Raw genomic sequence first — 24,752 nt, 5'->3', positions numbered from 1 at the left:
ATGACGTCGGGCCGGCCCGGCGCCGACCGGTCCGGTGCCAACCAGCCCGGCGCCGACCGGCTCGGCCGACCTGCGCCAGGCGCTGACCCAGCGCGACGCTGATCGCTCCCGGCGCCGACCGGCCCGGTACCGACCGGCCCGGTACTGACCCGCCCGGTCCCGGTCGGCATGACGTCGGGCCGGCCCGGCGCCGACGTTCCGGTTCTGACCGGCCTTGGTGCTGCCGGGCAGTACGTCGGGTGGCCCGGTGCCGACCTGCCCGGTCCCGGCGGGCATGACGTCGGGCTGGCCCGGTGCCGACGTTCCGGTTCTGACCGGCCTCGGGCTGGCCCGCCGAGCGCTGACCCAGCGCGGCGCTGACCGCTCCGGTGCTGCCGGGCGGTACGTCGGGTGGCCCGGTGCCGACCTGCCCGGTCCCGGTCGGCATGACGTCGGGCCGGCCCGGCGCCGACCGGTCCGGTGCCAACCAGCCCGGCGCCGACCGGCTCGGCCGACCTGCGCCAGGCGCTGACCCAGCGCGACGCTGATCGCTCCCGGCGCCGACCGGCCCGGCCGACCCGCCCGGTACCGACCGGTGCGGCGCCGGGCCGCGGGGCGCCGGTCGTTCCACCCGCCCGGCGCCCCGTTCCGCGTCGCGCGCGGGACTACAACGAGGACTACCCCCCTTTCCGCGTCCCGCGCGGGACTACAGGACCTGGTGCGTCCGCTGTCGGCGGGGGCGCGCCGGGCGTGTGTTCAACGTCTGAGCCGTGCGTTGGTGTGCCGGGTCGGTTCCGCCGTTGCCGGGTCCTCCGGCCACGGATGCTTCGGATAGCGGCCCCGCAGCTCCGCCCGCACGCCGCGGTAGCCGTCCCGCCAGAACGACTCCAGGTCGGCGGTGACCGCGACGGGCCGCCCGGCGGGGGAGAGGAGGTGGACCAGTACCGGCACCCCCGCCACCGACGGCGACACCCGCAGGCCGAACATCTCCTGCAGCTTCACCGCCAGCACCGGCCGCTCCGGATCGCCGTAGTCGACGCGGATCCTCGACCCGCTCGGCACGGTGATCCGCTCCGGCGCCAGCTCGTCCAGCCGGCCCGCCTCCCCGGACGTCCACGGCAGCAGCCGTCCCAGCGCGGCACCGGCGTCGATCCGCGCCAGATCGGCCCGCCGCCGTGCCCGGCCCAGCTCCGGCTCCAGCCACTCGTCCACCCGCGCGAACAGGGCCTCGTCCGACACGTCCGGCCACGGATCGCCCACCCGCAGCCGCAGGAACGCCAGCCGCTGCCGCAACGCCACCGCCTCCGCCGACCAGCGCAGGAGCCCGAGCCCCTCCTGCCGCAGCCCCTCCAACAGCGCCCGCCGTATCAGCGCCGGGTCGGCGTCCGCCAGGGGGCGCACCGTCAGCTCGATCGCGCCCAGCCGCTCCACGCGCCGCGCCACCACGTCCCCGTCGGCCCAGTGGACCTCCTCCCGTTCCTCGATCAGCGGTTTGGCGGCCGAGCGCGCGAGATCCTCGTCGATCGCGGCGGCGAGCCGCACCCGCGCGTGCCGGTTGCCCACCGGCCGGTCGGCCACGGCGACAGCGATCCACGGCGAGCCGCGCAGCGCCGAACCCTCACCCAGATCGGCCCGGGTCCCCGACGCCAGCAGATACGAGCCCCCGTCCAGCCGCGCGACCCGCTCGGGGAACGCCGACGCGGCCACCGTCCCGGCGACACGGTCGGCATGACCGGCGCCGGCATCCGCGACGCCCTGAGTTGCCGATCGCCCGGGACCGCCCCCGGGGCGGCCGTCGCGTCCGGATCCGGCGGCGAGTCCGCCACCCTTGCATGCGGAGTCCTCGGCGTGACCGTCCGGCAGGCCCGCGCCGCCACGCGCAGCGCTCACGCCGACGGAACCCCCGCCTCCCGCCCCCGCCGGGCGGGTGCCGGCTCCTGCGGCGCCGGCGTCTGAGGAGACCCCAGCGTCGGCGTCCCGCCCTGCCGGGCGGTCGGACGTGGCGGAGGTCTGCCCCAGCAGCCCCCGCAGCCGCCTCACCTCCGTGCGCCACCGCGCCGAGTAGGCGTCGCCGCCGCGGCGGGCGGTCCGCAGGGCCGCGGCCAGATCGTCGCCGTACTCGCGCGGCGCCTCCTCCGACAGCAGCGCGACGACCTCGGCACCCTTCCCCGAGGTGTCCAGAAGGGCCCGGCCCAGCCGCGGATGCAGACCCAGCCGTGCCAGCCGCCGTCCCCGCTCGGTGGCCCGGCCGGTGTGATCCACGGCCCCCACCGCCTCCAACGCCGCCCGCGCCGCCGCCATCGCACCGCCCGGCGGCGGGTCCAGCAACGCCAGCCCCCTCGCGTCCGGATCCCCCCAACAGGCCGCCTGCAAGGCGAACCCCGTCAGATCCGCGACCTTGATCTCCGGCGCCGGATACCGCGGCAGCCGCGCCTCCTCCGCCTGCTCCCAGCACCGGTACACCGTGCCCGGCGCCTCACGCCCGGCCCGCCCCGCCCGCTGCCGGGCCGCCGCCCGCGAGGCCCGTACCGTCGTCAGCGCGCTCAGCCCCCGGGCATGATCCACGCGTGGCTCGCGCGCCAGCCCCGAGTCGACGACGACCCGCACCCCGGGAACCGTCAGAGACGACTCCGCGACCGACGTCGCCAGCACCACCCGGCGCCGCTCACCGGGCGCCAGCACCGCGTCCTGCACCTCGGCAGGCGCCCGCCCGTGCACCTGGAGCACCTCCACCCCGCCCGGGTCCCCCAGCAGGCCCGCCACGCGCGCGATCTCGCCCACGCCCGGCAGAAAACACAGCACGTCCCCGGTCCGCTCGGCCAGCGCCCGCCGTACCACCGACGCCACATGCGTCAGCAGCGCCGGGTCCACGCGCATGCCGTGCGGAGGCCGCACCGGACGCGGTGGCGGCGCCCACACCACATCCACCGGATGCGACACACCCCGCGCCTCGACGATCGGCGCCCCGCCCAGCAGTGCCGCCCAGCCCTCCGCGTCCGTCGTCGCCGACGCGGCCACCAGACGCAGTTCCGGACGCAGCGCCTCCCGCACGTCCCACAGGAACGCGGCCGCCGTGTCCGCGTCCAGATGCCGCTCGTGGCACTCGTCGAGCACCACCACATCCACGCCCGGCAGCTCCTGGTCCCGCTGCAGACGCTGCAACAGCACACCGGTGGTGACGACCTCCACGCGCGTGTTCCGTCCCACCACCCGCTCGCCGCGCACTGTGTGGCCGACGCGGTCACCGGGCTTCTCGCCCAGCAGCCACGCCATCCGCCGGGCCGCCGCGCGAGCCGCGATACGCCGTGGCTCGGCCACGACCACCCGCCGCGCCGGCCGGTCGTCGAGCAGCCCGGCCAGCGCCAGCGGCACCAGCGTCGTCTTGCCCGTGCCGGGCGGCGCGACCAGCACCGCCGTACCGGGCGAGTCCAGCGCGTCGTGCAGAGCGGACAGGGCGCCGCGCACCGGCAGCGCCTCCAGAGCGTCGTAACGGATCACGGCACCAGTTTCGTACGAGCGCACCCGCCGCTCGCCGGGCCTGTGGACAACCCGAGGGCTGTGTACAACGGAATCGAACGGGAGATCGCCCGTGCCGGTCCGGGCGGAGCGGACCCTCTCCCGGCGATGCCGCCCCGGTGGGACCGATGAGCCCCGTCCGGCCGGAATCCGCCCCATCGGCCGGATGCACCCAGTTCGGGCCGATGCCGCCCTGCCCGGGCAGGCACCAGTCCCGTGCCGGCCGGGCAGACGTCAGGCCCTTGTCCTCCCGTGCCGGCCGGGCAGGTGTCAGAGGCCCTGCCGGCAGGCAGAGATCAGCCCCCGTCCCATACCGGCGGGCGCCACTCCCAGCCGGACCGGTCCACTCCCGGCCGGGCCGCCGGTACCAGCCCCGGCCGGGCAGGCCTCACCCCCCGCCCGGCGGTGTCAGTCGCGCTCGCACACGAAGATCGCCGTACCCGGGATCAGATGTCCGCGCAGCGGCGACCAGCCGCCCCACTCGGACGTGTTCCAGTCCGGCCACTCCGGCTCGACCAGGTCCACCAGCCGGAAACCCGACGCCACCACGTCGCGCACCCGGTCGCCGAGCGTGCGGTGGTGCTCCACGTACACCGCGCGGCCGTTCTCGTCCTGCTCCACATACGGCGTGCGGTCGAAGTAGGACGCCGACACGGTCAGCCCCTCCGGGCCCGGCTCGTCCGGGAACGCCCAGCGGATCGGGTGCGTCACCGAGAACACGAACCGGCCCCCCGGCCGCAGCACCCGGCGCACCTCCCGCAGCACCAGCCGCGGGTCGGCGACGAAGGGCAGCGCCCCGTACGCCGAACAGGCCAGGTCGAAGGAGACGTCCGCGAAGGGCAGCGCGCCCGCGTCCGCGCACACCAGAGGGAACCCCGCGCCGATGCGCAGCGCGTGCTGGAGCTGGCGGTGGGAGATGTCGAGGGCGACGGGGCGGGCGCCCTGTGCGGCCAACCAGCGCGCGCACTGGGCGGCGCCGGCGCCGATCTCCAGCACGTCCCGGCCTTTCAGCTCCTCCGGCGGGCCGAGCAGCTCCGCCTCCACCTCGTCCAGGCCCTCCGGACCCCAGACGAACCGGTCGTCGCCGAGGAAGGTGCCGTGCTCGGTCTGGTACTCGTCGGCGTTGCGGTCCCACCAGCCCCGGTTGGCCCGGACGCTCTCGGCGACACCGGCCGCGCGGCGGGTCGCCTCGGCCTCGTCGTCCTGCCCGGACGCCTTGAACGCTTCGGACTCTTGGATGATGGGCTCCCTCGTCGTACTCTTCCGTCCAGCCGGTCCCGGCCGTGTCACAGCGGGGGCGCGGCAGGCCCGCGTGGCCTCAGCAGACACGATTTGTGCCGGGAATGCGGCGATCCGCCCCGGGTGTGCGGCTTCGCGCATTGACCCTGTCCGGCTGCCCCCGTATGCTACAAGTTGCGCTGCGGGCCTGCGCACCTCAGACGTAGCAGGCTGCGCTCGCATCTGTTGTATGTCCCCTCGGTTGTCGAGGCGCCACCGGGCACCCGGTGTCTGGATTGGCGCTTCCTTGGCTGTCCGGCTTCTGCAGAGCGAAACGGGCTCCGGCGTAGCAGTACCTACGACTTCAATGTCCGTACCGGAGCCCTTTCCCACATGACGAGCAGCACCGAGACCACCGCCACCACCCCGCAGGTAGCGGTCAACGACATCGGTAACGAGGAAGCCTTCCTCGCAGCGATCGACGAGACGATCAAGTACTTCAACGACGGCGACATCGTCGACGGCGTCATCGTGAAGGTCGACCGGGACGAGGTCCTGCTCGACATCGGTTACAAGACCGAAGGCGTTATCCCGAGCCGCGAGCTCTCGATCAAGCACGACGTCGACCCCAACGAGGTCGTCGCCGTCGGCGACGAGATCGAGGCCCTTGTCCTCCAGAAGGAGGACAAGGAAGGCCGCCTGATCCTCTCGAAGAAGCGCGCCCAGTACGAGCGTGCCTGGGGCACCATCGAGAAGATCAAGGAAGAGGACGGGATCGTCACCGGTACCGTCATCGAGGTCGTCAAGGGTGGTCTCATCCTCGACATCGGCCTCCGCGGCTTCCTCCCGGCCTCCCTGGTCGAGATGCGCCGCGTCCGCGACCTCCAGCCGTACGTCGGCAAGGAGCTCGAGGCCAAGATCATCGAGCTGGACAAGAACCGCAACAACGTGGTCCTGTCCCGCCGTGCCTGGCTGGAGCAGACCCAGTCCGAGGTCCGCCAGACGTTCCTCACGACCCTCCAGAAGGGTCAGGTCCGCTCCGGTGTGGTCTCCTCGATCGTCAACTTCGGTGCCTTCGTGGACCTGGGTGGCGTCGACGGTCTGGTCCACGTCTCCGAGCTGTCCTGGAAGCACATCGACCACCCGTCCGAGGTCGTCGAGGTCGGCCAGGAGGTCACCGTCGAGGTCCTCGACGTCGACATGGACCGCGAGCGTGTCTCCCTGTCGCTGAAGGCGACCCAGGAAGACCCGTGGCAGCAGTTCGCCCGCACCCACCAGATCGGCCAGGTCGTGCCCGGCAAGGTCACGAAGCTGGTTCCGTTCGGTGCGTTCGTCCGCGTCGACGAGGGCATCGAGGGCCTGGTCCACATCTCCGAGCTGGCCGAGCGCCACGTGGAGATCCCGGAGCAGGTCGTCCAGGTCAACGACGAGATCTTCGTCAAGGTCATCGACATCGACCTCGAGCGTCGCCGCATCAGCCTCTCGCTGAAGCAGGCCAACGAGTCCTTCGGTGCCGACCCGACGGCGGTCGAGTTCGACCCGACCCTGTACGGCATGGCCGCGTCCTACGACGACCAGGGCAACTACATCTACCCCGAGGGCTTCGACCCGGAGACCAACGACTGGCTGCCGGGCTACGAGAAGCAGCGCGAGGAGTGGGAGCGCCAGTACGCCGAGGCGCAGGCCCGCTTCGAGCAGCACCAGCAGCAGGTCATCAAGTCCCGCGAGGCGGACGCCCAGGCCGCTGCCGAGGGTGGCGAGGCTGCCGCTCCGGCCGCAACCGGCGGCTCGTACTCCTCCGAGGGCGGCGACTCCTCCGGCGCCCTGGCGTCGGACGAGGCGCTGGCTGCCCTGCGCGAGAAGCTCGCGGGCGGCCAGAGCTGACGCTCACCGCTCAGGGGCAGGGCCGGCGACGGCCCAGCTGATCGACTGAAGGGCCGCACCCTCCGGGTGCGGCCCTTCGGCATGCCCGGCCGCGCCACAGCCGGTACGGGTCGTGACCCGTCGGAGCGGCAGGCCACGACCCCTGCGGGGTGATGCCGATGCGGCCCGCCGCCGACCACCGCCGGAATCCCGCCCCGGCCGGCGGCGCCGACAGCGGCCTCGGGCCCGGGCGGGGACGAGTGGCGGCTGCCGACCGACGTCCGCCCGCGCACGGTGTGCGATCAAGGAGCCCGGAACGGGAATTCCGGCGCCGCCGACCGCGTTGCTCCTGGTGAACACGAGGAGGAGCGGTCCAAGTGCTTGATCCGCAGGGTTTGTTCGCATGGGAGCCGAAGGGCCTGGCCGTCGTCGACATGGCGCTCGCCCAGGAGTCGGCCGGACTTGTCATGCTCTACCACTTCGACGGATACATCGACGCGGGCGAGACCGGCGACCAGATCGTCGACCGGCTCCTCGACTCGCTGCCCCACCAGGTCGTCGCCCGCTTCGACCACGACCGGCTCGTGGACTACCGCGCCCGCCGGCCGCTGCTGACCTTCCGCCGTGACCGCTGGACGGCGTACGAGGAACCCGAGATCACCGTACGGCTCGTCCAGGACGCCACCGGCGCGCCCTTCCTGCTGCTGTCCGGACCCGAACCGGACGTCGAATGGGAGCGGTTCGCCGCCGCCGTACGGCAGATCGTGGAACGCCTCGGCGTACGCCTGTCGGTCAACTTCCACGGCATCCCCATGGGCGTCCCCCACACCCGGCCCGTCGGCCTCACCCCGCACGGCAACCGCACCGACCTCGTCCCCGGGCACCGCAGCCCCTTCGACGAGGCGCAGGTTCCCGGCAGCGCCGAGGCCCTCGTCGAGTACCGCCTCATGGAGGCAGGACACGACGTGCTCGGTGTCGCCGCCCACGTCCCGCACTACATCGCCCGGTCCCCGTACCCCGACGCGGCACTGACCGTGCTGGAGGCCATCACCGCGGCCACCGGCCTCGTCCTGCCGACCGTCGCGCACTCCCTGCGCACGGACGCCCACCGCACGCAGAACGAGATCGAACGCCAGATCCGCGAGGGCGACGACGAACTCACCGCCCTCGTCCAGGGCCTCGAGCACCAGTACGACGCCGCGGCCGGCGCCGAGACCCGCGGCAACATGCTCGCCGAACCCGTCGACATCCCCTCCGCCGACGAGATCGGCCGCGAGTTCGAGAAGTTCCTCGCGGAACGCGAGGGCGACAACTGACCCCCGTACAGGGCGCCGCCCGGCCCTGCCTCCGGAGCCGCCGGGGGCGGGGCCTAAGCTTCCCTCCATGCTGAAGGTGGGCCTGACCGGCGGTATCGGCGCCGGCAAGAGCGAGGTGTCCCGGCTGCTCGTCGAGCACGGGGCCGTACTGATCGACGCCGACCGCATCGCGCGCGAGGTCGTCGCCCCCGGCACGCCCGGGCTCGCCGCCGTCGTCGACGCCTTCGGCGAGGACATCCTCACCGAGGACGGCAGCCTCGACCGGCCCCGGCTGGGCGCCATCGTCTTCGCCGACCCCGACAAGCTCGCCGTCCTCAACTCGATCGTCCACCCCCTCGTCGGCGCCCGGTCCCGTGAGCTGGAGGAGGCTGCCGCCGAGGACGCCGTCGTCGTCCACGACGTGCCGCTCCTCACCGAGAACGGCCTCGCCCCGCTCTACGACGTCGTGATCGTCGTGGACGCCCCCGAGCAGACCCAGCTCGACCGGCTCGTCAAGCTCCGCGGCATGACCGAGGAGGACGCCCGCGCCCGCATGGCCGCACAGGCCGACCGCGGCCGGCGCCGGGCCATCGCCGACATCGTGATCGACAACGACGTGCCCCTGGAACAGCTCCGGGACCGGGTCCACGAGGTCTGGACGGAACTGCAGCGCCGCGCCCGCAGCCGGCACCACGGCGCACAGGAATAGGGGTACTCGATCCGAGCGTTGAACCTCCCCAGCAAGGGAAGGAATGATCCGTGCCCGAGACCAGTGGTTCGACCGGAGGTACTCCGGAGACACACGTCATCGACTACCGTGCGGCCGAACAACTGCTCGCCGCGAGCGATCCGCGGGGCGCGGTGAAACTGCTCGACTCCGTCATCGCCGCGCACCCCGAGAACACCGCCGCCCGACTGCTGCGCGCCCGCGCCTTCTTCGCCGCCGCGCAACTGCGCCCCGCCGAGCTGGAGTTCTCCATCGTGCTCGAACGCGAGCCGGACAACGCCTACGCCCACTACGCGCTCGCCCGCACCTACGAGCGGCAGGGCCGCGACGACCAGGCCCGCCGCCACTTCCGCCTCGCCGCCGCGCTCGACCCCAACCCGCAGTACCTCAAAGCCGCCCGCTTCGACGACTGACAGGCGGCCACGGCCACGGCGGCAACAACGGTCGCAGCTCGGTCGCGTGAGCGCAGGGCGGGGGCGGGCGGACCGGACGCGCCCCGGCCGCGAGGTCGTGCTCCTACGGCCCGTGATGCCGGTACTGCTTGGGCAGGCGATGCTCCGCCGGACGGTACGGAGGGACGTCCGGGCCGGGCTGGAAGTGCGGTCCCTGCCGCATGTGCCGGAGGATCACCGCGAGATCCACCGTGATCACCAGCCACAGCACTCCGCAGGCCGCCGCCCAGCCCGGCCGTCCCGCCAACGCGAACGCGGCCGTGCCGAAGATCGCCCAGACCAGCCCCCACAGGCTCAGCCAGAACCTCATCCGCAGCGCACTGCGTGCCGTCGTCGGCTCACTGCCCGTACGCATCGCACACCACCAGCTCTCCCCTGCAACGTACTCCTCGTCGGAGCCGCGCGACGCCCCCGGACCGCCGAGACCCGGTACGGCAGGTCCGCCGTCCGGTGGAGAGCACCGGGGCGTGACCTGCGACGGGCCCAGTGATGCCGGGAGGGGGAGGGCGTCAGCAGGAGGTGTCGGGCGGGGCCACCGCAGCCACGACGGCACCCATGGGCAGGCGGGGGACCTGTGCACAGGCCAGGGCAGCGTCCGGCGTCAGCGCCCTCCGGCCCGTCCCCGGCCGCCGCCTGCCGGGCCGGGGCCCGCGAACGGGCCGCCGGGCCCGCCCATGGCCCGCAGGCCGCGCAGACGTTCCAGCTCCCGGCGGTCGCGCTTGGTCGGGCGGCCCGCACCCCGGTCCCGGATACCGGCCGGCGCGACGGCTTCACGCGGCGGAGGCGGCGGGCTGTTGTCGATGAAGCACTGCGCGGCCACCGGGGCGCCCACCCGCTTGCGGATCAGCCGCTTCACGACGACGATCCGCTCACGGTTCTCCTGCCGCACCCGCACCTCGTCGCCGACACGGACGGAGTGCGAGGGCTTCACCCGCTCACCGTTCACCCGGACATGGCCGCCCTTGCAAGCCGCCGCGCCCAGAGAACGCGTCTTGACCAGGCGTACGGACCAGATCCAGCTGTCGATACGCACCGACTCACCGTTCGCCGGGGCAGCGGCCTCGGCCGCCGCGATCGCGGCGGCGATCTTCGCATCCTCGGCGCCGCCGCTGCCACTGCCGTCGCCCGGGGAACCGGCCCCGTCGGCGGGCCGGGCGGTGGCCGACCCTTCGGCCTGGGGCCGGGGAGCGGCGTCCGTAGGGGTGTGGTCCGTGCCTTCCTCAACCATGTCCCCGACCATAGCCCGCTGCGCGGCACGTGACCGACCGGTTTCCCCACGGTGGAGATGCCGCTCTCCTGCGGCGGAGATGCGCTCTGCCACGGTGGACACGTCGCTTTCCCTACGGTGGTTGCATGAGCGCAGCCGCCCCTACCCCCGAAGACGGGACCGAAGGCATCTCCGGCCTCGACCGGCGGATCGCCGGCTGCCGCGCCTGCCCCCGCCTGGTCGACTGGCGCGAAGAGGTCGCCCGTACCAAACGAGCATCCTTCGCCGACTGGACGTACTGGGGCCGGCCCGTCCCCGGGTTCGGGCCGGCCGACGCCCGGCTGCTGATCGTCGGCCTCGCACCCGCGGCGCACGGCGGCAACCGGACCGGCCGCATGTTCACCGGAGACCGCTCCGGTGATGTGCTGTACCGGGCGCTGCACGACGTGGGTCTCGCCTCCCAGCCGACGTCCCTGCGTGCGGGCGACGGGCTGCGACTGTACGGCGTCCGCGTCACCGCACCGGTGCACTGCGCACCCCCGGCCAACCGGCCCACCCCCGAGGAACGGGACACCTGCCGCCCCTGGCTCGTACAGGAGCTGCGGCTGCTGCGGCCCACCCTGCGGGCCGCCGTGATCCTCGGCGCGTTCGGCTGGCAGGCCGCACTGCCCGCGTTCGCCGAGGCGGGCTGGACCGTGCCCCGGCCACGCCCGGCCTTCGCCCACGGCGCCCGGTCACGGCTGGAGGGCGACGACGGCAGCGGCCTGGAGCTGTTCGGCTGCTTCCACGTCAGCCAGCGCAACACCTTCACCGGCAAACTCACCCCCGCCATGCTCCGCGAGGTCCTGCGGGCCGCGGCCTCGGCAGCGGGACTGCCGCACCACGAGCAGTAGCCCCGCCCCCGCTCGGATCGCCGGGGCGTCTTCTCGGTTCGTGTCCGGCAGGGCGCCCCGCACCTCGTCCTCCCTTGCCGGGCTCACGCCATGCGGCCCTGCCTTCTCCGGCCCACGCCGCCCAGCATCCTGCTTCCTCCCTCGGCAATCGCCGCCGGACATCCGCTCCTCCGGTCTTCGCTGTCGGACACCCCGCTTCCCCCGGCCTTCGCCGCCGGACACCCCCGCCTCCTCGGTCTTCGCCGTCGGACACCCCGCTGCCCCCGGTCCTCGCCGCCCCGCGGTATCCCGGCGTACCGGCAGGACAGCTCACCGTTCCGGTGGACCTCCCTCCCGGCGCTCCGGCACGGACAGTTGACGGGCGCACTCCGCCGCCAGGCCCGGATACGCCTGGCGGATCGCGTCGTACACCCGTCGCCGCAGCAGCGCCTCCGCGCCCGCCCGGCCGGGGCCGTTTCCCAGCTCGGCCGGCAGCTCGTCGTACCGGGCCAGGCGGTGCCGCAGATACGCGACCTTCCAGCGGTCGAGCGTGCCCGGGCCGTCCGACTCCGCCTCCCCGGCAGTGCTCGGGGCGTCCCCGGCAGTACTCGGTGCGCGTGCCTCACCCGGCCGCCCCTTCGTCCCTCCTCCTTCCACCCGCCTCCGGTACTCCGTCGCCAGCTGCGTCAGCCTGCCCGGGGTCAGCCGCGGCACCTCGATCGGCTCGGCCACGATCCGGATCAGAACCTCCCGGCGCCGCCGGTACGCCGCCGCACGGGCCGTTGCCGAACGGCGCGCCGCCGTCGCCGATGCCGCCCGGAACTCCTCGCCGCGCTCCGCCGCCTCCACCCGGTCCAAGCGGTACAGCCGGGTCCTCGGGGCGGCGGGGGAGACCGGGTTGGGGCGCAGCAGATCCGGTTCCCCCAGCAGCCTCCGCACCATGCCCGGCGTCCAGCCCCGGGCACGCAGCCCCGCCACCGACACATGGGTCCGCCCAGGCTCACCGCCCACGCCGCCGCCGTACCCGTACTCCGTCACGATGACCTCCCCCGTGATTACGCTCAGTGACAATCTCATTGATACATCGCCCCACTGACAATCACCCCGTCCGGACCGGCCCCGTACCCTGCTCCAGGCCCCCGGCCGGACCCGCACCGCAGCACCGGCACCGCCGCACGCCGCCCACACCGCAGGAGCCGCCTGTGCCGTCCACCGCCTCCGACCAGGAATTCCTCGCCACCGTCACCGACCGGCTCGCCGCACTGCCCGGCGTCCGCGCGGTCGCCCTCGGCGGATCCCGCGCCCAGGGCACCGAACGCCCCGACGGCGACTGGGACCTTGCGATCTACCACCGGGGAGCGTTCGCCCCGGACGATCTGCGCGCCGTCGGCTGGGACGGCGAGGTCTCCGAGACCGGCGGCTGAGGCGGCGGCGTGTTCAACGGCGGCGCCTGGCTGACCGTCGACGGGCGGCGCGTGGACGTGCACCACTGACTCCGCGGCCGACCCGGGGCCCATCACTGCCGCGGCCGACCCGCGCGTACACGACCGTCGCGGTCGACCGGGGCTACGCCTGCCGCGGCTGACCGGGGGCTACACCTGTCGTGGCGGACCCGGGGTCGGGCCACGACCGTCGCGGCTCCCGAAGACCCCGCCGTCCCACCCGACTGTCACGTGCCTGAAATACGCCCGTCCCAGAACCGCCGACTGCGCGATCTACGCTGGACCGCACACGTCACCGCCCGGCCACCGTCGCCCGAAGGCACACCCCCAGCCCTCGTACGCAACAGGAGCCCCGTGTCACGCCGCGCCACCCGCCGCCCAGAACTGCCGCCCTGGATAGCCCACACGCTGCGCGCGCAGCGCGGGCCCGTGCCGTGGAGCCCCGTGGTGCGCGGCGCGCTCGCCGCCGGACCGCTGCTGCTCGCCGCGCTGCTGCTCGGGCGGGTCTCCCTCGGTGTGGTCGCGGCGATCGCCGCCATGCTCGCCGGGATCAACGACCGGCCCGGCAGCCGGCGCGCGTCCGTGCAGCGGATCGGCGTACCCGCCCTGGCCGGGGCGGCCGGCCTGTGCGCGGGGACGTACGCCGGGCAGTACGCCGGTCCCGTACCGCTCACCGTGCTCCTCACCGCGCTCGGCCTGCTCGCCGGCGGGGTCAGCGCCATCGGGCCTGTCGCCTCCTCGGCCGGTACGCAGGTGCTGGTCGCCGCCGCCGTGGGGGCCGGGATGCCGTTGCCGGAGAGCGGCTGGCAGCGTGCCCTCGCTTTCCTCGCCGGCGCCGGCTGGCTGCTGGCGCTGCGGCTCGTCCTGCCTACCCCCGGTTCGGCCGGCGGAGACTTCCGGTTCGACGGGGAACGGGCGGCGGTCGCACGCGTGTACGACGCGATCGCCGATCTCCTCGACGCGGCCGGTACCGGGCACGCCGAGGCACGCCGGGCCGCGCTCACCGCCGCCCTCGACCAGGCGCAGGACGCCCTCGCCGGGCCCCGGCTGCGCCGGCATCCCTCCTCCGCGGCGGAACGCCGCCTGCACGCGCAGTACGCTGCCGCGCTACCGCTCGCCGAGGCCGCCACCGCCCTCGCCTGGGCCGGACGGGCCGTCACCCCGCGCAGCGCGGCCGGGCCGAGGCGCCTCGCCGCGGCGGTACGCGACCGCCGGCCCACCGGGCCGCTGCCCGCGCCGGATCGTTCCGCCCCCGCCCTGCGCGCCCTGGACGACGCCCTGCTGCACGCCGCCGAGGCCTTCGACCGCGGGGACGGCCGCCGGGAGCTGCACACCCGGCGGCGCACCGCCCGCCACCTGCTCACCGTCGCGTTCGGGCGCGGCGGACGCGAGTACGGGCTGCGCGTCGCCCTCTGCTTCGGCACCGGCGTCACCGCCGCTCAGGCCCTCCACCACGCCCACTGGTACGGCAGCCACACCCACTGGTACTGGCTGCCCGCGACCGTCGTCTTCCTCGTCAAGCCCGACCTCGGTCCGGTCGTCTCCCGAGTGCTGTGCCGGGCGGCCGGGACCGTGCTGGGCGCGCTGCTGTTCGCGGGCCTCGCCGCCGTGCTGCCCCGGCCCGAGGGGCTCGTTGCTCTCGTGGCCGTGTGCGGGGCGCTGGTGCCCGTCGCCACGCGGCACTTCGCCGCGCAGACCGCGGTCGTCACCGTACTCGTCCTCGCGCTGGTGATGGTGGGCGGCGAACCGCAGGCCTCCGCCGGCCGTATCGGCGAGACCCTGCTGGCGTGCGCGATCGTCCTCGTCGTCGGGCATCTGCCGCTGCCCGGCCAGCGCGGCGGGGGAGTGCGGCAGCGCCTCACGGAGGCGGCGACCGCCGTGTACGCCTACGTCACGCATGTGCTGGGCGAGGCCGAAACCGCGGCCGGGAACCGGGACGGAGCGGGTGTCGGTGCCTGTGTGGCGGCCGGGGCCGCGGGCGGTGCCGGACCTGAGGCCGGTGTCGGTGCCCGGACCGTCGCCGGTGCCCAGGTCGGCCCCGCAGCCGTCGTCGACACCCATTCCGGCGCCGCGGCCGGGCCCGGTGACCGTGTCGTGCGCTGGACGCTGCGCCGTGAGGCCTACCGGGCTCTCGCCGAGGCCCGCACGGCGATCGCGCTGGCCTCCGCCGAACTGCCCGCGCTCGCCCGGCACACCGAGGGCACCGACGAGATCGCCGCCCTGCTCGAACGCCTCCTCGACACGACGACCGCGGTCGGCGTGCATCTCGACGACACCGGACGGCTCGGCCCCGCGCACACCCGGCTCCTCGGCGACCTCCTCGACCGCCTGGGCGAGAAGCGGGAGCGCGTCGGAGTGGCCGCCCCGGCCGTTCCCCGTCTGCCGGTCGCCGCCTGAACCCCCGCCACCACCCGGGACGCGCGCACGGCACGCGAGAGGGAGCGCGCGCCCGCGCATCCGTCCGGACGCCGCTGCCCTCACGCCCTTCGGCCGGGTGTGCGTGCCCCTGCCTTCGGCCGGGTGTGCGTGCCCCTGCCTTCGGCCGGGTGTGTGTGCCCCTGCCTTCGGTCGGGTGTGTGTGTCCCCGCCTTCGGCCGGGTGTGCGTGCCCCTGCCTTCGGCCGGGTGTGCGTGCCCCCGCCTCCGGCCGGATGCGCGCGCCCCCGCCCTCCAGCCGGAGGTACACCCTTGTGCCCTCCGGCCGGATACGCGCCCCACGGACTCCGGCCGGATACGCGCCCCACGCCCCGTCGGCCGGAAGAACCGACCGACCCCCTCCGGCCGGATGCGCGGTTCTGCCCGCGAGGGCGACGGCACCGCCGTACCGTGGGCCGATGACGACCTCTCAGCGGCCGGGCGTCGGGACGACCGTGGGCGCCGATCTCCTCATCACCGGATGCACTGTCCTCGTCCACGACGACGCCGGACAGATCGGTTTCCGTGAGGACGCCGCCGTGGTCGTCCGGGACGGCACGATCGACGCCGTCGTCGCCGCGTCGGAGGCGGAGGGGGTCGCGGCCGCCGAGCGTATCGACGGCCGCGGCCTGGTCGCGCTGCCCGGACTGGTCAACTGCCACACCCATGTCCCGATGGTCGCCCTGCGCGGCCTCGCCGAGGATCTGCCCACCGAGGAGTGGTTCGACGACGTCGTATGGCCCGTCGAGTCCAACCTCACCCCGCGCGACGTCGAGCTGGGTGCCCGGCTGGCCTGTGCCGAGATGATCCGCGGCGGCGTCACCTGCTTCGCCGACCACTACTTCGCCATGGACACCGTCGCCGGGGTGGTCGCGGAGACCGGGCTGCGCGCCCACCTCGGGCAGGCCTGGTTCTCCTCGCAGGGCGCGCGCGGCAGGGAGGAGTCCCTGGCGTTCGCGCTGCGTCACCGGGGCGGCGCCGAGGGCCGTATCACCACCGCACTCGCGCCGCACGCCCCGTACACGGTGACCGACGCCGACCTCGCCGCCACCGCCGAACTGGCCCACGAGCACCACCTTCCGGTGCATGTGCACGCCGCCGAGAACCGCGCCCAGACCGAGGCCAGCCTGCGCCGGCACGGCCGCACACCTGTCGAGGTCCTGCACCGCGCGGGGCTGCTCGACACCGACCTGCTCATCGCGCACGGCACCGGCATCCTCGACAGCGACCTGCCCCTGCTGGAACACGCCTCCGGCCGGATCGCCGTGGCCACCTCACCGCGCGGCTACCTCAAGTTCGCGTGGCCCACCACCACGCCCGTGCGTGCGCTGACCGCCATCGGCGTGCCCGTGGGCCTCGCCACGGACGGCGCCGCCAGCAACAACTCCCTCGACGTGTGGGAGTCGATGACGCTGACCGCCCTCGTCCAGAAGGCCGACCAGGGCGATCCCCGCTGGCTCACGTCCCGTCAGGCCCTGCACCACGCCACCGTGCAGAGCGCCCGGGCGGTCGGGCTCGGCGACCGCGTCGGCCGTATCGCGCCGGGACTGCGGGCCGACATCGTGCTCGTCGACCTGACCGGGCCGCACACCCAGCCCGTCCACGACCTCGCGGCGACCCTCGTGCACAGCGCCCGCGCCTCGGACGTGCGTACGACGATCGTCGACGGTCGCGTCCTGATGCGTGACCGGGAACTGCTCACCGTCGACGTGCCCGCCGTCGTACGGGAGTTGGGGGAGCGGCTGCCCGCGCTCGTCGACCGAGGGCACGGCCGCCGCGTCCAGCGGTACGGCACCTGAGACACGTGCCTGGGGCGGGGGTTCGGCCTGTGCCGCGCCGCGCGTCCGGCGTACCGCTCGGAAAAAGTCCGTGCCGCGGCGATGAGTTCCGCCGCGGCCCGCGGTCCATCACCCCGACGGACCGTTGCACAGGAGGGGCCGATGTCGCTTCCGGAGATCGTCTCGCGCGAACAGTGGCGCGCGGCGCGCGAGTCGCTGCTGGCGAAGGAGAAGGAGCTGACACGCGCGCGTGAAGCGCTCAACGCGGAGCGGCGCAGACTGCCCATGGTGGAGATCGAGGAGGAGTACGTCTTCGAGGGCGGCGACGGCAAAGCCACCTTGTGGGACCTGTTCGAGGGGCGGGACCAGCTCGTCGTCCATCACTTCGTGTTCGCCCCCGAGGCGGACGCCGGCTGCCCCGGCTGCGCGGCCTTCCTCGATCAGATCGGGCACCTCGCCCATCTGCACGCGCGCGGGACGTCGTTCGTGGTCGTCTCCCGGGCGCCGTACCCGAAGATTCTGCCGTTCAAGGCGAGGATGGGCTGGGCGCTGCCCTGGTACTCCTCCGGCGGCACCGACTTCGACCGGGCCTTCGGGGCGCCCGTGGAGCGCGGCGGCGAACGCGCCGAGCGGGCGGCGCTGAGCTGCTTCCTGCGCGACCGCGACCGGATCTTCCACACCTACACGACGTACGGGCGGGGCCTCGACGCGCTCGGGTCGGCCACCAGCCTGCTCGACCTGACCGCGCTCGGCCGGCGGGAGGAGTGGGAGGAGCCCCGGGGCCGGGCGTCGGCCCTCGGCACGCTGCCCGCGGGCGGCCGGATCCGCTATCACGACGAGTACGACCTGTGACACACACCGCGACCGCGATCCGCGTTCGGTGATCCTCTCCTCACCTTGCGCAGTGAACGTGTGTCGGCAATGTCTCAGTACCGTCACCGGACGTGCGATGCGGCCTCGGGAAGGCGTTGACTCCTCTCAGTACGACGCTTTCTGGAGGTGCAGGGTGGTGAACGGGCGAACGGTGCTCGAACGCTTTCCCGCAGGTGGGCCGCGCGGATCGTGGCCGGCGGAGGAGTTCGCGCACGCGCGGCGTCTGGAAGGACTTCCCGCCGAGGTTGTCATGGACCTCGCGACGGACACGTTCCTGGTGATCGTCCGCGGGGGCGACACCGCGGAGTGATCCGGCCGCCCCGCGCTCGCGGGGCCGTGCCCCCGGCTGTGCCCGCCTCGCGGGGGCGGGCCGGGGGTTCTTTTCGGAGCACCCCAGGCCGGGTCCCGTCGTGCGGGCACAGCCGAGGGCGTCCGTCCGTCTGGGGGAACGGGTCAGGCGCCACGCCGGTCGGGCGTCACCGCCTCGGCCTTCCGCCGTCAGGCGGTCACCGGCCGCGACCAGGACGGGGTCGTGTCGGTGAGCCGGCACAGGGCCAGATACAGAGGGATGGGCGGCGTGTACGGCACGGTGTCGTCCGGCCGGTGGATCAGCCCCGGCAGATCCAAGGCGTCGGGGAGCACGGCGCCCGTCGCGTAGCGCGCGGGGGAGGGCCAGTCCAGCGCGTAGTCCGAGTCGGACGGGACGAGCCACCACCAGTGCGCGTCGTCGGCGTACACGCAGCCCACCCGCGGCAGCCGGGGCAGCACCAGCGGGCCGAAGCGGGCCGGCACGGCCACGGCGTCACAGCCCAGTGGTGCGGTCATGCCCTCGGGCACGGTCAGCCGGCGAGGGGAGTGCGCCGTGTGCAGCCCGCGCCCGAGGCGTACGAGAGTGTTCATGTTGATCACCTGAGGGCGGCGGGGATCGGCGTTCACGCCCGCTCGCCCCCTGCCGTGTGCCGCTGTTCCGTGCCGTGCCGGGCCGTGCCGCCCGTGCTGTGGCTGTCGTCGGCGCCACCGCCATCGCCGGGGTCGCCCGGGTCGGCCGGGGTGCCGGGGTCGTCGGGGTCGTCGTCCGTCCGGTCCGGCTTGGGGCGGGCGCCCCAGCCCAGGTCGTTGCGCGGCTCGGCGGGCACCCCGGGGGTGTCGGCCTGGCGCGGCAGCTCGGCCCAGACGAGCAGCCCGGGCCCGTTCTCGTGCGCACCCCAGGCCTGACAGAGCGCGTCGACCAGGAGCAGTCCCCTCCCCTGCTCCTCCTCCGCCCGCTGTCCGGCCGCGTTCGGCTGGCCCGGCGCGCAGCCCTCGTCACGCACGGCTATGCGCACCAGGTCGTCGTGATCGTGCAGCTCGCACACGACGACACTGCTCGCGGTGTGCACGATCGCGTTGGTGACCAGTTCGGAAATGACCAGAGCCGCTGTGTCGCAGGTGTCCTCGCACACCTCCCAGCCGGTCAGCCGGGCCCGTGTCAGACGTCTGGCCTGCGCGGGGGAGCCCGGATGTGCGGCCAGTTCGAAACGGAACCGGCGCCCGGCCGCGGCGCCGAAGGGCGCTGCTTCCGTTGCGGCACCGAGACCGAGGCGGTCTGCGGCGGCGTCTGTTCCTAAGGGCACGGACGGAATCACGCTTGCCACTATCTCCCCGCCGTGAACACTTGGCAAGCGTCACTCTGAAAATTGCAGAGTGCTGTATGACGCAGCGATCGGGCGTGGCACACTGCTCGCACCAGTACGTCGAGCGGCGCCAATTGAGCCATCGAGGATCCCCCAGGTCTTCGAACGGGTCTTCGAATGGCGCCGCTGGGCTGTCAGGATTCTTTTGTCGTCGTCCGGACGGTGAGCAGCCGCCCGGACGGTGACCGGACACAGACCGGACCGACCGGAGTCCGGGCCCTTGGTGGAGGTACAGCGTGAGCGAGCCGCGGTCCGCGCCGACGGTCGGCCAGGTCGTCCTCGGCCGACGCCTGCTGGACCTGCGCGAACGCGCCGGGCTCAAACGCGAGGAGGCCGCCAAGATCCTGCGCGTCGCCCCCGCCACGGTCCGACGCATGGAAATGGCCGAGGTAGGACTCAAGATCCCCTACCTCCAGCTGCTGCTGAAGGCCTACGGCGTCTCCGACGAGGAAGCCGAAGCCTTCGTGCAACTCGCCGAGGAAGCCAACAAACCCGGCTGGTGGCAGCGGTTCCACGACATCCTGCCCGGCTGGTTCTCCATGCACGTCAGCCTGGAGGGCGCCGCAGCACTCATCCGCCAGTACGAACCCCACTTCGTGCCCGGCCTGCTCCAGACCGAGGACTACGCCCGCGCCGTCCTGCGATCGGGCGCCATCGGCCAGACCAGCCCCGACGACATCGAACGCCACGTCGCCCTGCGCATGCAGCGCCAGGAACTCCTCACCCGCCCCGACGCGCCCCGGCTCTGGGTCGTCATGGACGAGACCGCCCTGCGCCGCACCGTCGGCGGCCCGGACGTCATGCGGGCCCAGATCGACAAACTGCTCGACGCGATCGAACTTCCCCACGTCACCTTGCAGGTCGCCGAGTTCTCCGCCGGCCCGCACCCGGGGACGTACGGGCCCTTCGTCCTCTTCCGGTTCGCCGTGCCCGAACTTCCGGACATGGTCTACAGCGAGTACCTGACCGGCGCCGTCTACCTCGACGCGCGCTCCGAGGTGGCGACCCACCTGGAGGTCATGGACCGCATGGCGGCACAGGCCGCCACAGCACACCGCACGAAGGAGATCCTCGAGGATCTCCGCAAGGAGTTGTGAATGGATCGCAGTACGCCCCAGCCCGAGCCGCGGATCCGCGACCAGCGGATCTACAACGGCATGCCCGCCCGTGATCTGGGCAGCGAGGGCTGGCACAAGCCGTGGAGCGGCGGCAACGGAGGCAACTGCCTGGAGGCGATGAAGCTCGCCGACGGCCGGATCGCCGTCCGTCAGTCCACCGACCCCGACGGGCCGGCCCTGATCTACACCTCCGACGAGATGACCGCCTTCATCGAGGGCGCCAAGGCGGGGGAGGCCGATTTCCTGCTGTCCTGAGACCTTGCCCTGACTTGTTCACGAACCTTTGCCTGATGCTCAGTTGACACCCCCGCGGGAGCCGGCCCCGGCTCCCGCCTGCCCTGCGGCGCGCCCGGCGCGCCCGGGGCGCGATGGCCTCGGGGGCGCCCGCGGGCCGCGTCCGCCCGATCACGGCGCCTCGGGGTCGCCCTTGTCTTGCGGCGCCTCCGGACCGCGCCCGCCGGGCGACGCCTCCGCTTCCAGCACCTCGCACAGCGCGTCCAGCGCCGCCCCGTACGCATGCTCCGACGGAGCGGCGTAGCCCACGACCAGGCCGTCCCGCGCCGGCATCTCCGACCCCGGGTGCCGGAACGCCGACAGCCCGTCCAGGGCGATGCCCCGCCGGGCCGCCGCCTCCACCACGGACCGCTCCGTGCCCGACGGCAGGCGCAACACCGCGTGCAGCCCCGCCGCGATACCCGTCACCTCCACATACGGCACGCGCGCGGCGAGCGCCGCCACCAGCCGGTCGCGGCGGGCCCGGTACCGCTGCCGCGTCCGCCGCACATGACGGTCGTACGCCCCGCACCCCAGGAAATCCGCCAGCGCCAACTGGTCGAGGACGCTCACCCACCCCTCCCGGTCGCCCTTCGCCGCGACCACCTCGTCCACGTACCGGCCCGGCAGCACCATCCAGCCCAGCCGCAACGCCGGCGACAGACTCTTGCTGACCGAACCGATGTAGACCACCCGCTCCGGGTCCAGGCCCTGCAACGCGCCGACCGGCTTGCGGTCGTACCGGAACTCCCCGTCGTAATCGTCCTCCAGTACGACCCCGCCACGCGTGCGTGCCCAGTCGACCACCGCCGAACGGCGCGACGCCCGAAGCGGCCCGCCCGTAGGGAACTGGTGCGCGGGCGTCAGCAGCACCGCCCTGACACCCCGGCCCGCGCCACCGGCCCGGCCTCGCTCCAGCAGATCCACCCGCGCCCCCTGCCCGTCCAACGGCAACGGCACCGTACGCACCCCGGCGGTGGACAGCAGCTCCCGGTGGAAACCCAGACCGTACGCCTCCACCGCCAGCGGCCCCCTCAGCACACCCCCCGCGCCCTGCCCGAACAGCAGCCGCAACGCGTGCGCGAAACCGGAACACACCACGATCCGGTCCGGCTCGGCACGCACCCCACGCGCGCGTGCCAGATACTCCGCGAGCGCCTCCCGCAACTCCCGCCGCCCGGCCGGATCACCCGGCCCGAACACCTCGTTCGGCGCCTGCTGCAAAGCCTTGCGATAGGAGGCCAGCCACGCCGTACGGGGAAACGCAGACACATCCGGAGTGCCCTGCCGCAGATCGTGCCGCGGGCCACGCGCGCGTGGAGACACCGCAGCCGGAACCCTCTCGGCACGCCGCAGCGGCGTGCCGCGCGGCGCCACGCGCGTACCCGAACCCTGACGTGCCGTCAGCCAGCCCTCCGCCACCAGCTCCGCATACGCGTCGGCGACCGTGTTGCGGGCCACCCCGAGGTCCGCCGCGAGCGAACGGTACGGCGGCAGTCGGGTGCCCGGAGCCAGCCGACCGCTGCGCACGGCCTCCCGCAGCGCACGCGTGAGAGCGGCCCGCCGCCCGCCCTGCCCCGCCAGCTCCAGATGCAGATCGGCGCCGATCGCCTCCGCCGAATTGACCCATGAATCCACCACGGAATTGCACCCTACAGGCGGTCTTTCCGGACCCTAGGTTGAAGAACATGACGACGACGCACAACGCAACCGCAGTGACCCTCGCGACCACCCCCGACACCGCCTCCGACGAGGCCGTCGCCGCCGCCGTCGCGCGGGCGGAAGCGGCCCGCGACCGCCTCGACTTCGCCAAGTCCGCCCGGGCCGCCTACCGCGCCCTGATCGACTTCGACGCCGCCGCCCGCGAAGGCCTCGACCCCACGCTCGTCGAACTGATCCAGATCCGCGCCTCGCTGCTCAACAACTGCGCCTACTGCCTGCACATGCACACCAACGACGCCCGCAAGGCCGGCGAGAGCGAGGACCGGCTGCACCTGGTCGCCGTGTGGCGCGAGGCCCGGCACTTCTTCACCGCCAGGGAACAGGCGGCCCTGGCCCTCACCGAGGCCCTCACCCTGGTCTCCGACGGTGGCGTACCCGACGCCGTCTACACCGAGGCCGCCGCCCATTTCGACGACGCCGAACTCGCCCGCCTCATCGCCCTCGTCTGCGCCATCAACACCTGGAACCGGGTGGCTTTGGCGACACGGAAGGTCGCGGGGACCGACGAACGGTGAGCCCCGCGCGGGCGGACGGGAGCGGCCGGGGAGATCCCGGCGTGGTCCGGGTGGTGTGCGTCCGGGGTGGTTCCGGCGTGGTCCGGGTGGTGTGCGGCGGGATGGTTCCGGCGTGGTTCGGGGAGGGGGCACGGCCGGGGTGTCACGGCTCGGTCGGGGGGTGTGCGGCCGGCCCTCACACCGTCATCGGCCGGTCGTACGGCGAGATCGGTGCCGGCAGGTCCGAACGGCCCGTCAGATATCGGTCCACAGCAGCCGCCACCGCCCGCCCCTCCGCTATCGCCCACACGATCAGCGACTGCCCCCGCGCCGCGTCCCCCGCAGCGAACACCCCGGGCACATTCGTCGCGAAACCGGCATCCCGGGCCAGCGTCCCCCTCGGCTCCAGCTCCAGACCGAGCTGGTCCACGAGCCCGTCCGCCCGGTCCGGCCCCGAGAACCCCAGCGCGAGCAGCACCAGATCGGCCGGAAGTGTCCGCTCGGTACCCGGCACCGGCCGGCGCCCCGCATCCACCTCCACCAGATGCAGCCGCCGTACATGGCCGTCCGCGTCGCCGCCGAACCGCAGCGTCGACGCGGCGAACAGCCGCGCGTCCGCGTCCGCGGCCGGTGCCGTCCGCAGGTCACGCGCCTCCTCGTGAGCAGCCGACAGCCGGTACAGCTTCGGATACGTCGGCCACGGCTCCGTGTCCTCGTCGCGCTCGGCGCCCGGCTGGGCGTAGATGTCCAACTGGGTCACGGACGCGGCACCCTCGCGCACCGCCGTGCCCAGACAGTCGGCGCCGGTGTCACCGCCGCCGACGATGACGACGTGTCTGCCGGCCGCGGACAGCGGCGAGACCTCCAGGTCGCCCTCACACACCCGGTTGGCGAGCGGCAGATACTCCATCGCCTGGTGGATGCCCGCGAGTTCACGGCCCGGCACGGGAAGTTCACGCCACGCGGTGGCCCCGGTGGCGATCACCACGGCGTCGTAACGCGACCGCAGCTCCGCCGCGTCGACGTCCCGGCCCACCGCCGTCGACGGACGGAACCGGGTGCCCTCGGCCTCCATCTGCTCCAGCCGCCGCTCCAGATGGTGCTTCTCCATCTTGAACGCGGGGATGCCGTACCGCATCAACCCGCCCAGCCGGTCGTCCTTCTCGTACACGGCGATCGTGTGTCCCGCCCGAGTCAGCTGCTGGGCCGCCGCGAGCCCCGTCGGCCCGGAGCCGATCACCGCCACGGTGCGGCCCGACAGCCGGTCCGGGGGCCGAGGCGGCGTGAATCCCTCCTCCCAGGCCCGGTCGGCGATCGCGCACTCCACGTTCTTGATCGTCACAGCCGGCTGGTTGATCGCGAGCACGCAGCCCGCCTCACAGGGCGCGGGACACAGCCGCCCGGTGAACTCGGGGAAGTTGTTCGTCGCGTGCAGCCGGTCGGAGGCGGCCGGCCAGTCCTCCCGTGAGACCAGGTCGTTCCACTCCGGGATCAGGTTGCCCAGCGGGCAGGCGTGGTGACAGAACGGAATGCCGCAGTCCATGCACCGGTCGGCCTGCTTGCTGATGATCGGCAGCAGCCCGCCGGCGACATACACCTCGTTCCAGTCCCGGACCCGTTCCTCCACGGGCCGACGGGGCCAGTCCTGGCGGGGTGTCGTCATGAATCCCTTGGGATCGGCCATGGCGGTCTTCCTTGCGTCCGCATACGACAGGCCGTGCGTCATCGGGCGGCACACTCTTCCGGCCACGATACGTCCGCCCGCCCGAGCCCGCAGAGGCGCGGACGCCGCCCACATGGCGGGGCGGCGAGGAGCCGGGGCGGGCGGACGTATCG

The 24,752-nt window shown here is 73.8% G+C and carries 21 protein-coding genes and 1 pseudogene; 13 read left to right on the top strand and 9 right to left on the bottom strand.

Annotated features, from left to right (window positions below; all coding sequences use genetic code 11):
* Window positions 1-735: 735 nt before the first annotated feature.
* Both MTQ10_RS09925 and MTQ10_RS09920 read right to left on the bottom strand, forming a co-directional pair.
* The gene (locus tag MTQ10_RS09925; protein WP_247464810.1) at window positions 736-3,477 is read right to left on the bottom strand and encodes an ATP-dependent RNA helicase; all 2,742 of its coding nucleotides are present in this window, start codon (window positions 3,475-3,477) and stop codon (window positions 736-738) included.
* Between the two features lie 426 nt (window positions 3,478-3,903).
* Window positions 3,904-4,785: a class I SAM-dependent methyltransferase gene (locus MTQ10_RS09920; RefSeq protein WP_247464807.1), complete on the bottom strand. Its 882-nt coding sequence runs from the start codon at window positions 4,783-4,785 to the stop codon at window positions 3,904-3,906.
* A gap of 321 nt (window positions 4,786-5,106) precedes the next feature.
* On the opposite strand from MTQ10_RS09920, the gene rpsA reads away from it, so the two are divergent.
* The 4 genes from rpsA to MTQ10_RS09900 all read left to right on the top strand — a co-directional run bounded on the left by rpsA (window position 5,107) and on the right by MTQ10_RS09900 (window position 9,011).
* On the top strand, window positions 5,107-6,597 hold the full coding sequence (rpsA, locus tag MTQ10_RS09915) for a 30S ribosomal protein S1 (RefSeq protein WP_247464805.1): 1,491 nt from the start codon (window positions 5,107-5,109) through the stop codon (window positions 6,595-6,597).
* Window positions 6,598-6,953: 356 nt separating this feature from the next.
* Window positions 6,954-7,892, top strand: coding sequence for a PAC2 family protein (locus MTQ10_RS09910; RefSeq protein ID WP_247464802.1), 939 nt, complete (start codon window positions 6,954-6,956; stop codon window positions 7,890-7,892).
* A 67-nt stretch (window positions 7,893-7,959) separates the two neighbouring features.
* Complete coding sequence (gene coaE / locus MTQ10_RS09905) at window positions 7,960-8,580, top strand: dephospho-CoA kinase (protein ID WP_247464799.1); 621 nt, start codon at window positions 7,960-7,962, stop codon at window positions 8,578-8,580.
* A 50-nt stretch (window positions 8,581-8,630) separates the two neighbouring features.
* Complete coding sequence (locus MTQ10_RS09900) at window positions 8,631-9,011, top strand: tetratricopeptide repeat protein (protein WP_247464797.1); 381 nt, start codon at window positions 8,631-8,633, stop codon at window positions 9,009-9,011.
* Window positions 9,012-9,114: 103 nt separating this feature from the next.
* On the opposite strand, the gene MTQ10_RS09895 is transcribed toward MTQ10_RS09900, so the two are convergent.
* Entirely contained in the window at window positions 9,115-9,405 is a 291-nt protein-coding gene (locus MTQ10_RS09895; protein ID WP_247464794.1) for a DUF6343 family protein, read from the bottom strand.
* Window positions 9,406-9,651: 246 nt separating this feature from the next.
* Complete coding sequence (locus MTQ10_RS09890) at window positions 9,652-10,278, bottom strand: RNA-binding S4 domain-containing protein (protein WP_247464791.1); 627 nt, start codon at window positions 10,276-10,278, stop codon at window positions 9,652-9,654.
* Window positions 10,279-10,403: 125 nt separating this feature from the next.
* On the opposite strand from MTQ10_RS09890, the gene MTQ10_RS09885 reads away from it, so the two are divergent.
* Window positions 10,404-11,150 carry a uracil-DNA glycosylase gene (locus MTQ10_RS09885; protein ID WP_247464788.1) on the top strand — a complete coding sequence of 249 codons (747 nt, stop codon included), beginning with the start codon at window positions 10,404-10,406 and terminating at the stop codon, window positions 11,148-11,150.
* Between the two features lie 309 nt (window positions 11,151-11,459).
* Here the strand turns inward: MTQ10_RS09885 and MTQ10_RS09880 are convergent, their stop codons facing one another.
* Window positions 11,460-12,167 carry a hypothetical protein gene (locus tag MTQ10_RS09880; RefSeq protein WP_247464785.1) on the bottom strand — a complete coding sequence of 236 codons (708 nt, stop codon included), beginning with the start codon at window positions 12,165-12,167 and terminating at the stop codon, window positions 11,460-11,462.
* Between the two features lie 164 nt (window positions 12,168-12,331).
* On the opposite strand from MTQ10_RS09880, the pseudogene MTQ10_RS09875 reads away from it, so the two are divergent.
* The 5 genes and pseudogenes from MTQ10_RS09875 to MTQ10_RS09855 form a co-directional block, all read left to right on the top strand.
* Window positions 12,332-12,619 (top strand): annotated as a pseudogene (locus MTQ10_RS09875) (nucleotidyltransferase domain-containing protein); the annotation flags it as partial.
* A gap of 306 nt (window positions 12,620-12,925) precedes the next feature.
* Window positions 12,926-14,968: an FUSC family protein gene (locus MTQ10_RS09870; protein WP_247464782.1), complete on the top strand. Its 2,043-nt coding sequence runs from the start codon at window positions 12,926-12,928 to the stop codon at window positions 14,966-14,968.
* 436 nt (window positions 14,969-15,404) lie between these two features.
* Window positions 15,405-16,784 (top strand): amidohydrolase, encoded by a 1,380-nt coding sequence (locus tag MTQ10_RS09865; RefSeq protein WP_247464779.1) that lies wholly within the window; start codon window positions 15,405-15,407, stop codon window positions 16,782-16,784.
* A 141-nt stretch (window positions 16,785-16,925) separates the two neighbouring features.
* Window positions 16,926-17,615, top strand: coding sequence for a DUF899 domain-containing protein (locus tag MTQ10_RS09860; RefSeq protein ID WP_247464777.1), 690 nt, complete (start codon window positions 16,926-16,928; stop codon window positions 17,613-17,615).
* A gap of 157 nt (window positions 17,616-17,772) precedes the next feature.
* Entirely contained in the window at window positions 17,773-17,946 is a 174-nt protein-coding gene (locus MTQ10_RS09855; RefSeq protein ID WP_247464774.1) for a hypothetical protein, read from the top strand.
* 188 nt (window positions 17,947-18,134) lie between these two features.
* Here MTQ10_RS09855 and MTQ10_RS09850 read toward each other — a convergent pair whose 3' ends face one another.
* Entirely contained in the window at window positions 18,135-18,536 is a 402-nt protein-coding gene (locus MTQ10_RS09850; protein WP_247464772.1) for a hypothetical protein, read from the bottom strand.
* 32 nt (window positions 18,537-18,568) lie between these two features.
* Window positions 18,569-19,270: an ATP-binding protein gene (locus MTQ10_RS09845; RefSeq protein WP_356760810.1), complete on the bottom strand. Its 702-nt coding sequence runs from the start codon at window positions 19,268-19,270 to the stop codon at window positions 18,569-18,571.
* 275 nt (window positions 19,271-19,545) lie between these two features.
* Here MTQ10_RS09845 and MTQ10_RS09840 point away from each other — a divergent pair, with 275 nt between their 5' ends.
* Complete coding sequence (locus MTQ10_RS09840) at window positions 19,546-20,406, top strand: helix-turn-helix domain-containing protein (protein ID WP_247464765.1); 861 nt, start codon at window positions 19,546-19,548, stop codon at window positions 20,404-20,406.
* Window positions 20,407-20,682, top strand: a complete 276-nt coding sequence (locus MTQ10_RS09835; RefSeq protein ID WP_247464762.1) for a DUF397 domain-containing protein — start codon at window positions 20,407-20,409, stop codon at window positions 20,680-20,682.
* Between the two features lie 150 nt (window positions 20,683-20,832).
* Here the strand turns inward: MTQ10_RS09835 and pdxR are convergent, their stop codons facing one another.
* Entirely contained in the window at window positions 20,833-22,341 is a 1,509-nt protein-coding gene (gene pdxR, locus MTQ10_RS09830; RefSeq protein ID WP_247464758.1) for a MocR-like pyridoxine biosynthesis transcription factor PdxR, read from the bottom strand.
* A 47-nt stretch (window positions 22,342-22,388) separates the two neighbouring features.
* On the opposite strand from pdxR, the gene MTQ10_RS09825 reads away from it, so the two are divergent.
* On the top strand, window positions 22,389-22,937 hold the full coding sequence (locus MTQ10_RS09825; protein WP_247464756.1) for a carboxymuconolactone decarboxylase family protein: 549 nt from the start codon (window positions 22,389-22,391) through the stop codon (window positions 22,935-22,937).
* 175 nt (window positions 22,938-23,112) lie between these two features.
* Here MTQ10_RS09825 and MTQ10_RS09820 read toward each other — a convergent pair whose 3' ends face one another.
* Window positions 23,113-24,600, bottom strand: coding sequence for a glutamate synthase subunit beta (locus MTQ10_RS09820; RefSeq protein ID WP_247464754.1), 1,488 nt, complete (start codon window positions 24,598-24,600; stop codon window positions 23,113-23,115).
* Between the last annotated feature and the right edge of the window lie 152 nt (window positions 24,601-24,752).

The organism is Streptomyces sp. XM83C, from assembly GCF_023072675.1.
In the GTDB taxonomy this organism is placed as follows: domain Bacteria; phylum Actinomycetota; class Actinomycetes; order Streptomycetales; family Streptomycetaceae; genus Streptomyces; species Streptomyces thermocoprophilus.
Note: the sequence above shows the minus strand (reverse complement) of the source record. Positions and strands in the feature narration are given on the sequence as shown.

Coding starts and splice junctions, on each gene's coding strand:
- rpsA (WP_247464805.1), top strand. CDS start 5,107: ATGACGAGCAGCACCGAGACCACCGCCACCACCCCGCAGGTAGCGGTC.
- coaE (WP_247464799.1), top strand. CDS start 7,960: ATGCTGAAGGTGGGCCTGACCGGCGGTATCGGCGCCGGCAAGAGCGAG.
- MTQ10_RS09895 (WP_247464794.1), bottom strand. CDS start 9,405: ATGCGTACGGGCAGTGAGCCGACGACGGCACGCAGTGCGCTGCGGATG.
- MTQ10_RS09890 (WP_247464791.1), bottom strand. CDS start 10,278: ATGGTTGAGGAAGGCACGGACCACACCCCTACGGACGCCGCTCCCCGG.
- MTQ10_RS09885 (WP_247464788.1), top strand. CDS start 10,404: ATGAGCGCAGCCGCCCCTACCCCCGAAGACGGGACCGAAGGCATCTCC.
- MTQ10_RS09865 (WP_247464779.1), top strand. CDS start 15,405: ATGACGACCTCTCAGCGGCCGGGCGTCGGGACGACCGTGGGCGCCGAT.
- MTQ10_RS09860 (WP_247464777.1), top strand. CDS start 16,926: ATGTCGCTTCCGGAGATCGTCTCGCGCGAACAGTGGCGCGCGGCGCGC.
- MTQ10_RS09850 (WP_247464772.1), bottom strand. CDS start 18,536: ATGAACACTCTCGTACGCCTCGGGCGCGGGCTGCACACGGCGCACTCC.
- MTQ10_RS09835 (WP_247464762.1), top strand. CDS start 20,407: ATGGATCGCAGTACGCCCCAGCCCGAGCCGCGGATCCGCGACCAGCGG.
- MTQ10_RS09825 (WP_247464756.1), top strand. CDS start 22,389: ATGACGACGACGCACAACGCAACCGCAGTGACCCTCGCGACCACCCCC.
- MTQ10_RS09820 (WP_247464754.1), bottom strand. CDS start 24,600: ATGGCCGATCCCAAGGGATTCATGACGACACCCCGCCAGGACTGGCCC.